This window comes from Corynebacterium suicordis DSM 45110 (assembly GCF_015351405.1).
Lineage (GTDB): Bacteria > Actinomycetota > Actinomycetes > Mycobacteriales > Mycobacteriaceae > Corynebacterium > Corynebacterium suicordis.
Window position 1 is genome coordinate 378078 of record NZ_JADKMY010000002.1, and the last position, 13839, is coordinate 391916.

Consider the following 13839-nt stretch of genomic DNA (forward strand, 5'->3'; position numbering starts at 1 on the left):
AGGAGATTGAAAACCCGCGACGGGCTCAACTTTCCCTTTGTTTCTTGCACTGTGGCCAGGAATACCGCCCCACCCGTGCAAAATTTATTGAGTAGTTTCCGCTGAATATCCTGCTGAACCCTGCAAATCTTGTCCCCATGACTACTCCACGCAACCCGGGGGATCCTTCCTCCCCACAGAATCCACAGAACCCACTTAACGGCCAGGCACCGCAGGGCCAGCAGACACCACAGAAGCCCGAGAATGGCCAGCAGACACCACAGAATTCACAAGCACCGCGGAATCAGTTCGCCGCGCACAACCAGCAGGGAATGCACGCCCAGCAGTTCAACGGTGCCAATAACCAGTTCAACGGCGCCCATGCAGCCGCCCCACAGCCGGTAAAGAAGTCCGGTTCAATGCGCACCATCCTGACGGTAGTGAGCATTGCGCTTATCCTGGCACTCCTCGCGGGCGCTTACTACTTCTTCAACAGGGACAAGACATCCCTGGATGAGCCATTGGCTAACGGCACCTGTATCAAAGAGATCGGATTGATTTCTACGGGATCACCGGATGAGATGAAGCGGGAATGCGACTCTCCTGAAGCCAAGGCAAAGATCCTCGCCAACGTCGATAAGGGCTCCGATGAGAAGTGCATCGATGTACCGGGAGCCAACAACACTTTCGAGACCAGCCAGTATTACGACGGGGAAACCTATCAGTTCACCTATTGCATCGGCGACGTTGACGTGAATCCGGATGAGTCCGTCAACACCCTAGATAAGGGCGATTGCATCAGCTACGAGCTAGGAAGCTCAACGAAGTTGCAAACGAAAGTAGACTGCGGAACAGAAAATTCGCGGAAGATCATCGGCCGGATTGATAACAAGATTCCAGAAGATTGGAACAGCCTGGGCATCTCGGTTCCGCAGATCAATCCAGATGGATCAGTCTCTGAACAGACCTCGCAACTCTGTGCGGAGAATGGCTTCCCCGAAGCCACCGACATTTACACCCTCCACGTTCCAACCGGAACCGACAATCCGGAAGACCCCGCCAACTTCCGGAACTTCTGCCTTCAGCCTTCCTAGTCCTTCACGTACCAGCGCAGCGTCACCTGAGCGGTGATGGCTGCCACGATGACGCCGACGAGCAGCATGAACGGTGCCGCCAACCAGATGTCCGCGGTGGTGATGCGGGCGATGAGGTTGGCGTCGTACAGCGAACGCAATGCGTGATCAGCCACCAGGAACTTGCCGGTGAACATTCCACCCAGCGCCACCAACGCACCGAGGGCCGCGGCAATCACGGCTTCCAGAACGAATGGAGCCTGCGTGTACCAGCGGGAGGCACCCACCATGCGCATGATGGAGATCTCATTGCGGCGGCTAAATGCCGTGATCTGCACCATGTTCACGATGAGGAACACCGCGGCGACAGCCTGCACCGCAGCCACCAGGAATGCTGCATTGCGCAGGGCATCCAGGTTGTTGGTGGCGGCCTGCAGGTCATCGCCCTGATCCACCACGTTGATTACCCCGGGAGCCTCGCGGATGTCATCGATGGCCTGGGTTTCCGTGGGATCAACCAAGCGGATGTGGAGCGCCGCGGGGAAGGCATCCTCGCTGGTCTGCTCCACCAAACGCGGATCAGAATCCCGGAAGAGCTCCACGAACCGTTCATAAGACTGCTGCTTATTGCGGTAGGTCACGGATTCCACGGAATCATCGGATTCCAGCTTGCTGAGAATGTCCGCGCACTCGGGTGAAGAACAGTCCTGGTCTTGCGCGGACACGGCATCATCCATCTGCACCATGACTTCGATGCGATCGATGTAGATATCCTTGGTTCGCTCGGTCATCTGCGTGAGCAGCAAACCAGTGGTGAGCAGCGCCAGAGAGATGGCGGTGGTGATGATCATGGCGATGGTCATCGTGGCGTTTCGGCGCAGGCCGGTGAAGGCTTCGCGGAGAACAAAATTAGTTTTCATGGTTTAGCGCCCCACTCCGTACAGGCCGCGGGCATCGTCACGCAGTACCTTGCCTTTGGACAGTTCGATGACACGCTTGCGCATGGAGTCCACAGCCACGTTATCGTGCGTGGACATCACCACGGTGGTGCCATTTTGGTTAATTCGGTTGAGCAGAAGCAGGATCTCCGCGCTGGTATCTGGGTCCAGGTTGCCGGTGGGCTCATCGGCCAGGAGCACCAGCGGACGGTTGACCGACGCCCGGGCGATGGCCACGCGCTGCTGCTCACCTCCGGAAAGCTCATGGGGGAAGCGGCGTTCCTTGCCTTCCAAACCGACGGTCCGCAATGCTTCCGGGACCAGTTTCTCGATCTCGGAGCGACGCTTGCCGATCACCTCTAGGGCGAAGGCCACGTTGTCAAAAACGTTCTTCTTGGGCAGCAAACGGAAGTCCTGGAAGACATAACCGATGCGCTGACGCAGCTTCGGCACGTCCTTGCCCTTGAGCCGGTTGACGTGAAAGTCAGCCACGTGAAGATCGCCGGAATCCAGCGCTTCCTCGCGGAGCATCAATTGGAGGAACGTGGATTTGCCTGAACCGGAGGGGCCGATGAGAAAGACGAATTCGCCCTTCTCTATTTCTATCGACACATTGTCCAGCGCCGGACGGGTGGATGTCCGGTAGCTCTTGGAAACCTTGTCAAAAGTGATCACAGGCAGACAGTCTAGCCAACCGACCACTGCATATGAAACCCCTGTGGCTGATGTTGCCGATGTCTCAGGAGTAAATAAGGCAATTTCTGCCGGTTTCAGTCACATTTTCCTGCACCCCAAACCATGCTCTGGGCCTTACTCAAATGCCCTTCCCAGAATCTGCCGAAAAATTGCATTGTGCAAAAAGGAAGCGCGAATCCAGCTCACGTGTGATTAACTAACGCCCACGGCACACCCAGCACTCACCTCCTCCCCGCCAGCACCAGAACTAATAGGATGCGCGGAAATGGCGGGGGTGGGCGTCGGAAAAGAAAAAACAACAAGGGGAAAGCACCATGAGCAGCCCGATCACCCACAAGGAAAAGGAATCCCCGGATTCCCCCGCGAAGAGCCCGGAGAGGGAGACCACCTCGGGTTTCCTCGGCGTGGTGGAGAAGATCGGCAACAAGCTGCCGGATCCATTCTGGCTGTTCGTGATCATCGGCGGGATTGTGGCTGTGACCTCGTGGATCGGCACAAAGGTGGGCATGAGCGCAGAGGATCCCGCCACGGGTGAGGCCGTCGCGGTCAAGTCTCTGCTCTCCACCGAGGGCCTGCAGATGATGGTCAACGATGCAGTGGAAAACTTCATCACCTTCCCCGCGCTCGGTCTGATCATCACGGTGATGCTCGGTGTAGCGGTAGCCGAGCAATCCGGCCTGATCAGCGCGGTAATTCGCGCGATGGTGGCGAAGGTGGGGCCGCGCATGCTGACGTTCGCTGTCGCGCTGGCGGGCGTTACGGGATCTGTTGCGTCCGACGCCGTCTACGTGATTCTCATTCCACTGGGTGCCATGTCCTTTAGGGCTCTCGGGCGCTCGCCCATCGTGGGTGCGATTGTGGCTTTCGCTGCATCCTCCGCGGGATTCAATGCGTCGCTGGTGCTCAACGCGACCGATGTTTTGCTGGGTGGCATTTCCTCCAGTGCCGCGGGGATTGTGGAGCCCGGCTATCACGTTTCCGCGCTGGCCAACTACTTCGTAGTGTTCTTCTCCTCGTTTGTGCTGGCACTGATCATCACCGCTGTGACTGAGCTGTACATGAACAAAAAGGCCTACGCGCTGGTGGATCATGAGCAGATCAGTTACGAGGAATTGAGCTTTGATCGCGCGGCTGGTGGCTCGCAGGGTGACGAAGTGGATCCGCTGGAGGTGGAAACCGATCAGGCTGCGGAGTCTGATGCTGGCGATGCGGACGCGGACGGCAACACCGACAGCCGAGAGGTGGCCAAGGAAAGCCTGCAGCTGGAACCACAGGAGAATCGCGCGCTGATCATCACGGGCATCGCCTCCGTGGTGCTGCTGGCGGGGTATTTCGCGCTCATGTTCATCAGCGGCTCCCCGCTGCAGGGTCCTGGTGGCGAAGTAATGGAATCCCCACTCATCAAGCAGGTGGCCGTACCCATTGCACTCGGATTCTTCGTGCTGGGCCTGCTCTACGGTGTACTCGCGGGAACCATCACCAAGGCACAGGACGTGCCCGATTTCATGGCCAAAGGATTGCGCACGCTGGTCCCGATGATGGTTCTGTTCTTCGCCATCGCCCAATTCCTGGCCTGGTTCCAATGGTCCAACCTGGGTAACTGGACCGCCATCACGGGTGCCGGACTGCTGCAGAAATGGGATCTCCCGCCGCTGGTTCTGTTCGGCGCGTTCGTGCTGCTCGTGGCACTCATCAACCTGCTCATCACCTCCGGATCAGCCCAGTGGGCACTCATGGCTCCAGTGGTGGTGCCCATGTTCATGTACGTCGGCATTTCCCCAGAAGTCACCCAGATGCTCTTCCGCATCGGCGATTCCCCGTCCAACATCATCACGCCAATGAGCCCATACTTCGCCCTCGCGCTGACGTTCCTCCAGCGCTATTACAAGCCTGCGGGTATCGGCACTTTGATGTCCCTGGCACTGCCCTACTCCATCGCCATGCTCATCGGTTGGTTCTTGTTCTTCTGCATCTGGTGGCTCACCGGACTGCCTCTGGGCCCCGGAACCCCCATGGACTACTCCTTGCCTCAATAGCGGTTCACCCCCGCTGTCCTGGGGCATATGTAGGCTGGCTGGACAAGCACTTCACGCGAGGAACCCCTCCACCTTGGGGTTTAACTCGCGGATCCAATGAGAGAATGCGAGGCCACGCTTTGCCTACAACCCAAAGCCCCGAAAATTCGCGCCACGAGTCCACCCCCGCCCAGCCAGATATTTCCGCGCTCGCTGCAGACCCCATGTCCAAGGACGTGGAAGCCGCAGTTGGTAGCGCTATCCGCCGGGCAGAAAAGTGGCTGCAGGTCGAGGAAACCTCCAAGTCCACCAAGCAGTTGGCGGACATGGTGCATGACCCCAATGGCGTGGAATTCACCTTCGCATTCGTGGATCGCGTGGCTCGCCCAGAAGATAACTCCGTGGCTGCCCGCGAATTCGGGAAGATCGCCAACCCATTCAACAAGGACACCCAGGCGCCTTCCTTCATGGGCTTGCTGGATACCTTCCTGGTCTCCGCGGGTTCCATCGCCGCACCCATCCTGCCCAACGTGGTGATGCCAATTGCTCGTGCCTACCTGCGCAATACCGTGGGCCACCTGGTGCTGGACGCGGAATCCCAGGCTATGGACGACATGCTGGACAAGGCCAAGGAAGAGGGCTTCACCCTCAACCTCAACCTGTTGGGCGAGGCCGTGCTGGGTGAGTCCGAAGCGCAGAGCCGCCTGGATGACATCCTGGATCTGCTGAAGAACCCTCGCGTGGAATATGTCTCCGTCAAGGCATCTTCCGTGGTCAGCCAGCTGAACCACTGGGACATGCAGGGTTCCATCGAGCGCCTGAAGAACCGCCTGCGCCCCCTGTACCGCCAGGCCATGGAACGCAGCCCTCACCCATTCATCAACATGGACATGGAGGAGTACAAGGATCTCGATCTCACCCTCCAGCTGTTCACCGAACTGTTGAGCGAAGAAGAGTTCCTGGAGCTGGAAGCCGGCATCGTGTTGCAGGCATACCTGCCAGATTCCCTCGCCGCGCTGCAACGCTTGGCTGATTTCGCCAAGAAGCGTCGCGCCCAGGGTGGCGGCAAGATCAAGGTGCGCATTGTGAAGGGTGCAAACCTTTCCATGGAGCGCGTTGACTCGGAAATCCACGATTGGCCACAGGCTCCTTACCTCACAAAGGCAAACGTGGACGCGAACTACGTCCGCCTCCTGGACGTGGCCCTGCGCCCCGAGCACGGAGATTCTCTGCGCATCGGCGTGGCCAGCCACAACCTCTACGATGTGGGCCTGGCGCACGAGCTGGCAGTGGCACGCGGCGTGGAATCCCAGATGGATATCGAGATGCTGCAGGGCATGGCACCAGCCCAGGCCAAGGCAGTGCGCGAGGTCGTGGGAGACATCATCCTCTACACCCCAGTGGTGAAGAAGGAGAACTTCGACGTTGCCGTGAGCTACCTGGTTCGCCGACTCGAAGAAAACGGCGCGAAGCAGAACTTCCTCTACGCGCTGTTCAGCGACAAGGATTCAGACTCCGACACCCCCGGAATGACCCCAATGGAGTCCCAGGAAATGCGTTTCCGCAACTCCGTACGGGACCGTTGGGAAACCTTCGCGGGACGGCGTCGTCAACAAAACCGTCTGGAAGAAGAAGAACAGAAGCTCGGCTGCCGCAGTGAGGGAAGCGAAGGCAACTTCGTCAACGAGCCGGACACCGACCCCACCCTGCCGGGCAACCGCGAATGGGCCCGCCGCATCCTGGATCCGGAATCTGACCCCGGAGCAACCACGTCTCCCCTGATTACGGATCCTTCTGAGATCGACGCCATCGTGGAGAACACCAAGCGGGCCGGTGAATCCTGGTCCTCCAAGTCCGGGCATGAGCGCGCAGAATTGCTGGACAAGGTGGCAGACGCCCTGGCCAACAATCGCTCCCGCCTGATCTCCGCGGCCGTGTTTGAGGCCGGCAAGACCATCGCGGAAACCGATCCCGAGGTCAGCGAGGCTATCGATTTCGCCCGCTACTACGCGGAATCCGCACGCCAGCTGGATCGCGAGCGCAGCAGCGTGTTCACCCCATACAAGACCGTGGTGGTCACTCCCCCATGGAACTTCCCCATCGCCATTCCGGTGGGCGGCTGCCTGGCGGCTCTTGCTGCCGGTGGCTGTGTCATCCTCAAGCCAGCGCCAGAGGTGCTGCGCATCGCTGAGGTCTTCGTGGACATCATGCGCGAGGCCGGAGTGACCGAGGATCTCCTGACCTTGGTCAATGCGGATGAGGAAGATGCGGGCAAGCGCCTGATCAGCCACCCAGACGTGGAATCCGTGATCCTCACCGGTGCCTCCGAAACCGCGAAGCTCTTCCGCGGATGGAAGCCAAAGATGGTGATCAACGCGGAAACCTCCGGTAAGAACGCCATCATCGTGACCCCATCTGCGGATCCTGACCTGGCAGTTGCGGATATCTACAAGTCCGCATTCGGCCACGCTGGTCAGAAGTGTTCAGCGGCATCGCTGATCATCACCGTGGGATCCATGGGCACCTCCAAGCGCTTCATGGGTCAGCTGGTAGATGCAGTGAAGTCCATCAAGGTGGGCCCAGGCTCAGACATCTCCACGTGGATGAACGGCGTGATCTCCGAGCCAGGAGAAAAGCTCATGCGTGGCCTCACCCAGCTGGAAAAGGGTGAGAAATGGCTGGTTAAGCCAGAAAAGCTCAACGATGAAGGCACCCTGTGGTCTCCTGGCCTGCGCGATGGCGTGAAGCCCGGCAGCTGGTTCCACACCCACGAGTGCTTCGGCCCCGTGGCTGGTGTGATGCATGCCGAGACCCTCGAGGAAGCCATCGAATGGCAGAACTCCACGGGCTACGGCCTGACCGGCGGTATTCACACCATCGACCAGGATGAGACCAAGATCTGGCGCGAGAAGGTTGAGGTGGGCAACGCTTATGTGGAGCGCGGCATCACCGGTGCAATCGTGCGCCGTCAATCTTTCGGCGGTTGGAAGAACTCTTCAATCGGCAATGGCGCCAAGGCTGGCGGACCTAACTACGTGACCCAGCAGGGTCGTTGGACCGAGGGTGACCTCAGCCAGCTGAACTCCGCAACGCTGCCCACCCACATCACGCAGCTGCTGCGCGAGATTCAAGGTTTGGGCTCACCCAAGCTCTCCAAGGCAGACATTGCGTGGCTGCGCCAGGCAGCGGAGTCCGATGCCTATGCGATGCAAACCGAGTTCGGCGTGGAGCACGATAAGACCGCGCTGATCGTGGAATCCAACGTGTTCCGCTACAAGCCACTTCTGGAGCCACTGCGCGTGCGCGTCCATGCAGATGCGAACCCGCGGGATATCCTGCGCTTGATGCTCGGTGCAGCAATGACCGGCACTCAGCTGGATATCTCTGCTGAGCATCAGGTGGCTCATGACCTGGGCGAGCTTGGCCAGTCCATGCGCGTCATCGCGGATGCTGACTTCGCTGAGGAAGTCTCCACAGCGCAGTCCGCCCGTGTGCGCGTGGTGGGCACAGCACCGGACGAGCTCTACGAAGCCGCCGCAGATTCCGGAAGCGTAATCCTGGATCAGGATGTGCTGGCAGAAGGCCGACGTGAGCTGCTGCCGATGTTGCTGGAGCAGGCGATTTCCACCACGGAGCACCGCTTCGGTTACATCCATGGCCTCACGCCTTAAGGCTGTGCTGGCCTGGCTGCTAGTCGGTTAAGGGCCTGAAAAAGGGGCTCGAGCGTTAATTCGCTCGAGCCCCTTTTTGGACCGCGCCAGTAGAAAAAACTCCCCGAGGAGAGCTTTAATTAGTTCTCTTTGGGGAGTTCTACGTTGAAGCCCCAGTCGATACCGAACTTGTCCTTGAGACCGCCGAACATGTCGCCCCACATCTGCTTCTCCAGCGGCATGTGCACGGATGCACCTTCGGAGAGCTTCTCAAACTGCTCCACCATGGTGTCCACGTCATCGCCATAAACCACCACGTTCATGCGCTGTGCGCCGGAATCCTCGGTGGCCATTTCGATGTTGTCTGCACCCATGAGTGCCCAGCCAGCAGCAGTGGAAAGGTGGCCGTGCATGACCAGCTTCTCACCGGATTCAGTAGCTGGAGCATCTGGATCCATCCAATCCAACAGGTCCAGCTCTCCGCCGAATACTTCCTGGTAGAAGTTCATTGCTTCGCGGGCCTGGCCGCGGAAGCCCAAGTATGGTGCGCCGTTGATTGACATGTGTTTCTCCTCTTAAAGACAAATGGGGATTGAAGCCACGCAAGCAACTCACCGGCGTGTGAAGTCCGACTCTACTGGGAAGAGCTGGAGTCCTCATTGACAAAGGGATAGTCCGTGTAGCCTTTGGCTTCCCCGACATAGAAGGTGGAAGCGTTCGGCTCGTTGAGCTCCAAGGTCTTTTCCCAGCGCAAGACCAAGTCCGGGTTAGCGATGAGCTGTCGGCCCACGGCCACGGCATCAGCTCGCCCGCTGTTCAGCAGGTTATTCGCATCGTCCAGATCCGTTACCTCGAGAAAGCCGGTGTTCAAGATGACCTTGGTTTCTCCATTGGAGCGGATCGCCTGCACCAGCTCACCGATCATCTCGTTGGTCGCGGCATCCTTGTGCAGCAGGGAAACATAGGCCAGGTTCAGATCTGCGATGTTTTCCAGCAGCTGGACGTAGGTTGCCCGAGTGGTTTCTGCATCGCCTTCAATCACGCCCTGGACATTGTGCTCCGGGGAGAAGCGGATACCCACGCGATCAGCGCCTACTTCTTCCACCACTGCGCGAATGACCATCTCTGGCAGCTTGATGCGGTTGTCCACGCTGCCTCCGAATTCATCTTCGCGCTGGTTGGATGAAGGAGCAAGGAACTCATGGAGCAAGTAACCATTTGCGCCATGGATCTCCACTCCATCGATCCCCGCATCAATCGCGCGCCGAGCGGCAGCTCGGAACTGCTCCACCACCCGGGGAATCTCCTCCGCGTCCAAAGCGCGGGGAACTGGGGCCTCGACTTTTCCCTCAAAATTGTGCACCGGGGTGCCGCTGGCAATGGCGCTTGGGGCCTCGGGAAGTGCTCCGTCCAAGAGATCTGGGTGAGACATGCGCCCGCCATGCATGATCTGCATGAAGATCAGGCCATCGAGCTCATGAACGCGCTGCGCCACCCGCTCCCATCCTGCCTGCTGCTCATCGGTCTCAATGCCGGCCTGGCCTGGGAAAGACCTGCAGCTAAGAGCGGGGAACGTGCCTTCAGTCACCACCAATCCAGCGGATGCGCGCTGGGAATAATATTCCACGTGGAGATCATTGGGGATTCCGGAACGCCCGGCGCGCTGCCTAGTCAGGGCGGCCATGGTCACGCGATTAGCGATGTTATAGCGGCCCAGGGATAGGGGCTGGAACAGTTGGTGTGAAAGCTCTGGCATGGGTTCTCCTCAACAGCGGAATGCATTTTCGGGGACGCATCTCCGGCGCGAATGCACCGTGGTCCCACTCATGTCCAAGACCGCAGCCGAGCAGAATATTCCCCGGCGTTCTTTACTCGGCGTCGCCAAGCCCCTACTGCTCTTGCTGCTCCGCCATCCGCCAGCGGATGCCAGCTTCCAGGAATCCATCGAGGTCTCCATCCAACACCTTGGTCGGATCATTGACCTCATGGTTCGTGCGCAGGTCCTTGACCATTTGGTAGGGGTGCAGCACGTAAGAACGCATTTGGTTGCCCCAGGAGTTGGAGCCATCGCCCTTGAGAGCATCCATTTCCGCGCGCTCTTCCAAGCGCTTGCGTTCCAGCAACTTGGCCTGCAGCACGCGCATGGCCGATGCCTTGTTCTGGATCTGGGACTTCTCGTTCTGACACGTCACCACGATGCCCGTGGGGATGTGCGTGAGTCGAACGGCGGAATCCGTGGTGTTCACAGACTGGCCGCCAGGACCGGAGGAGCGATAGACATCCACGCGCAAGTCATTTTCATCGATGTCGATGTGGTCGGTGGTCTCCACCACGGGAAGCACCTCAACCTCAGCAAAGGAGGTTTGCCGCCTGCCCTGGTTATCGAATGGGCTGATGCGCACCAGGCGGTGGGTTCCCTGCTCCACGGACAGCGTTCCGTACATGTACTCGCCGTGGACAACCAGGGTGGCGGACTTGATTCCGGCCTCTTCTGCATAAGAGACGTCATAGAGATCCACCTTGTGGCCGGACTTTTCCGCCCACCGGGTGTACATGCGCAGCAGCATCTCGGCGAAGTCCGCCGCATCCACACCACCGGCAGCGGAGCGGATATTCACCACGGCCTCGCGCTGGTCGTATTCACCGGAAAGCATGGTGGTTACTTCCAGCGTCTCGATTTCCTTGCGCAATTCCACGCGCTCGTCATCGGCCAATCCCGCGGCTTCCTTGGCTTCCTCCGGGGCGTCCCCGGATTCCTCCTCGGCCATTTCGTACATCACTGGGATGTCTTCCAAGCGCTCACGCAGGCCACGCACGCGCTTGAGCTGCGCCTGGACTCGCGAGAGTTCGCTGGTGATGGTCTGCGCGTGATCCGGGTCATCCCACAGGGATGGATCTGCGGCTTGTTCCTCCAGCTCGCGCACGCGGGTGGCTAGCTCATCGAGGTTGAGCACCTTCTCAATGGTGGTGAGAGTGCCATCCAAGTCCTTCAGATCTGCAGTAACTTCCGGTTGCATAGTGCGCAAGTCTACCTTCCGACGTGCACAATGGATCGCATGGCTCCAAATACCAATCCGCAATCTGACCAGTCTTCGTCTCCCTCCTCCGCGCAGGATTCACCAATCCCCGAGGAGATGCTGAACGCCATCATCAAGACGTTCATCGTGGCGCATGTGGATGACACGGATGCTCATCTGGCCCAAGCCTTGGTATTCAACGCTGGTCGTCTGGCATGGCGCATGCGGGAATCAGGGCTGACCACCGAGCACAAGACCAGCGTGTCCGATGTGGTGACGGCCGCGGATCGAGCCGCGGAAAAGTTCATCGCCGAAGCACTCGCCGTGATTCGTCCCGACGACGGCCTTCTCGGTGAAGAGGGTTCCCACCGAGATTCCGCGTCTGGCCGCACCTGGGTGGTTGACCCAGTGGATGGCACGTATAACTTCTCTACCGGTTCGGACTACTGGTGCAGCGCGCTGGCGCTGGTGGAGGGCGATCCCGAGGATCCGGACAAGCTGATCTTCGGCGCTGTCCACCGCCCCACCATGGGTTACACCTGGTTCGGTGGCCCGGATATCCCCACCACGCAGGACAACTCCCCCATCTCTGTGCAGGCGGATGCTTCCCCCAGCAGCACGTGCCTTGCTTCTTATCTGCACCCCAGCGACCTGCAGCGCGAGGATGTCACCGGCGCATGGACGCGGGTGACCCGGGAATTCGCCACGGTGCGCATGCTGGGCAGCGCCTCGGTAGACATGGCCGGGGTGGCCGGCGGGCAATTCGGCTGCTGGATGCAGCGCAGCGTGGCCGCGTGGGATTGGCTGCCCGGGCGGGCGCTCATCGAGGGTGCGGGCGGCACTGCCATCCGCGTGGAGGCCGGTGGCACTCAGTGGTCCATCGCCGGTTCTGCAGCCAGTGTTGAGGCCGTGCGCGAACTACTCTCCTGAGTCACATGAGTCACCGCTTTCACAGCGAACTGGGGAAATGGCTACACTAAGAGACATGACGGACCCACAATCCACGCGCTATGCCGATGACCTCTCATTGGCACTCTCCCTAGCGGACACTGCCGATGCCATCACCATGAACCGCTTCGAGGCCACTGACCTGCAGATCGAGTCCAAACCAGACCTCACCCCGGTCAGCGATGCCGATACCGCGGTGGAGAAAGAAATCCGCGCAGTGCTGGCTGCACACCGCGCAGATGATGAGGTTTTGGGCGAAGAATTCGGCGGAGAGGTAACCCACGAAGGCCGCCAATGGGTCATCGATCCCATTGATGGCACCAAGAACTTCGTGCGCGGGGTTCCCGTATGGGCCACGCTGATCAGCCTGCTGGAGGACGGCAAGCCCGTCCTCGGAGTGGTCAGCGCCCCAGCACTGTCCCGCCGCTGGTGGGCTGCAGAAGGCATGGGCGCATGGCGCAGCTTTGCCAGCCCTTCAGTTCCCGCAGGCACGGATGTCCCCTCGGCTCAGCCACGTCAGCTTTCCGTGAGCTCGGTGGGGAAAATTGAGGATTCTTCCGTGGCCATTAGTTCATTGTCTGGGTGGGCCGACTGTGGGCGTCGAACTCAATTGCTGGCGCTGACCGATAAGGCCTGGCGCCTGCGCGGCTACGGTGACTTCTGGTCCTACATGTTGGTGGCCGAGGGCGCGGTGGATATCGCTGCGGAACCCGAAGTGAGCCTGTGGGATCTGGCAGCTCTAGTGCCGATCGTTGAGGAAGCCGGCGGGCGCTTCACCGATATCGACGGCAACTCCGGTCCGCACGGAGGCTCGGCCATCGCCACCAACGGTCGCCTCCATGAGGAAACCGTCGCGGCGCTGAAGAACTAGCACTCAAAACTAAGCGCTCAAAAACCGGGCGTCGAGCTAACTACTTAGCCAGCTGGTGCGCAGCCTTGGCCATGGACTTCACGGTCGCTGCGAGCTGCTGATTGTGCTGCTCAGCCGGGGTGAACTTGCCCTCGGAATCCAGCGAGCTGGCCAGATCGATGCCCACCTGTGAGCGCACATCGTGCATCTCAAAGTTGGAGGCAATCTGGCGCCAGTGCTCCACGGCCCGGGCGCCCATGGTGAAGCCGTAACCCACGAAGCCGATGACCTTGCCGGTCCATTCCCCGCCCAGCAGATCTACCGCGTTCTTGAATGGCCCGGGCACGCTGTGGTTGTACTCCGGGGTGACGAACAAGAAGGCATCGGAAGAATCGATGACCTGAGACCAACGGGTCACCCGCTCATCCTCGTACTGCTTGTTCTGCATCATTGGAGGCAGCTCGTGGATGCCGTTGGGAAGATCGAAATCTCCCAGGTACGCCACCTCGAGCTGCACTTCTCCGTACTCCCCACCCAGAGAATTGAGCACGGACTCCGTCTGAGCTTCCACCCAGGCGCCAATCTGGCTACCGGTGTTGCTGTTGCGGATACTTCCAACGATCGCGGTGATCTTCATCCTGGCTCTTTCTTTAGACTTCTTCTGAACCTCACC

The 13839-nt window shown here is 59.6% G+C and carries 11 protein-coding genes; 5 read left to right on the top strand and 6 right to left on the bottom strand.

What is annotated here, in order from left to right:
• Positions 1-137 precede the first annotated feature (137 nt).
• Positions 138-1073, top strand: coding sequence for an LppU/SCO3897 family protein (locus IRY30_RS08090; RefSeq protein WP_194556894.1), 936 nt, complete (start codon positions 138-140; stop codon positions 1071-1073).
• On the opposite strand, the gene ftsX is transcribed toward IRY30_RS08090, so the two are convergent.
• Both ftsX and ftsE read right to left on the bottom strand, forming a co-directional pair.
• On the bottom strand, positions 1070-1972 hold the full coding sequence (gene ftsX / locus IRY30_RS08095) for a permease-like cell division protein FtsX (protein WP_194556895.1): 903 nt from the start codon (positions 1970-1972) through the stop codon (positions 1070-1072). The genes IRY30_RS08090 and ftsX overlap by 4 nt on opposite strands.
• 3 nt (positions 1973-1975) lie before the next feature.
• Entirely contained in the window at positions 1976-2665 is a 690-nt protein-coding gene (gene ftsE, locus IRY30_RS08100) for a cell division ATP-binding protein FtsE (protein ID WP_194556896.1), read from the bottom strand.
• Positions 2666-3000: 335 nt separating this feature from the next.
• Here ftsE and IRY30_RS08105 point away from each other — a divergent pair, with 335 nt between their 5' ends.
• Positions 3001-4722, top strand: a complete 1722-nt coding sequence (locus tag IRY30_RS08105; RefSeq protein WP_194556897.1) for an AbgT family transporter — start codon at positions 3001-3003, stop codon at positions 4720-4722.
• Positions 4723-4925: 203 nt separating this feature from the next.
• Positions 4926-8372, top strand: a complete 3447-nt coding sequence (locus tag IRY30_RS08110; RefSeq protein ID WP_228503309.1) for a bifunctional proline dehydrogenase/L-glutamate gamma-semialdehyde dehydrogenase — start codon at positions 4926-4928, stop codon at positions 8370-8372.
• A gap of 119 nt (positions 8373-8491) precedes the next feature.
• Here the strand turns inward: IRY30_RS08110 and IRY30_RS08115 are convergent, their stop codons facing one another.
• From IRY30_RS08115 to prfB, 3 genes are all read right to left on the bottom strand, one after another.
• Complete coding sequence (locus IRY30_RS08115; protein ID WP_194556899.1) at positions 8492-8914, bottom strand: VOC family protein; 423 nt, start codon at positions 8912-8914, stop codon at positions 8492-8494.
• Between the two features lie 71 nt (positions 8915-8985).
• Entirely contained in the window at positions 8986-10107 is a 1122-nt protein-coding gene (locus IRY30_RS08120; RefSeq protein WP_194556900.1) for an alkene reductase, read from the bottom strand.
• 133 nt (positions 10108-10240) lie between these two features.
• Positions 10241-11368 (bottom strand): peptide chain release factor 2, encoded by a 1128-nt coding sequence (gene prfB / locus IRY30_RS08125; protein ID WP_194556901.1) that lies wholly within the window; start codon positions 11366-11368, stop codon positions 10241-10243.
• A 39-nt stretch (positions 11369-11407) separates the two neighbouring features.
• On the opposite strand from prfB, the gene IRY30_RS08130 reads away from it, so the two are divergent.
• Entirely contained in the window at positions 11408-12298 is an 891-nt protein-coding gene (locus IRY30_RS08130; protein WP_194556902.1) for an inositol monophosphatase family protein, read from the top strand.
• Between the two features lie 55 nt (positions 12299-12353).
• Positions 12354-13187 carry a histidinol-phosphatase gene (gene hisN / locus IRY30_RS08135; protein ID WP_194556903.1) on the top strand — a complete coding sequence of 278 codons (834 nt, stop codon included), beginning with the start codon at positions 12354-12356 and terminating at the stop codon, positions 13185-13187.
• A gap of 40 nt (positions 13188-13227) precedes the next feature.
• Here the strand turns inward: hisN and IRY30_RS08140 are convergent, their stop codons facing one another.
• Entirely contained in the window at positions 13228-13803 is a 576-nt protein-coding gene (locus IRY30_RS08140) for an NADPH-dependent FMN reductase (RefSeq protein WP_194556904.1), read from the bottom strand.
• Between the last annotated feature and the right edge of the window lie 36 nt (positions 13804-13839).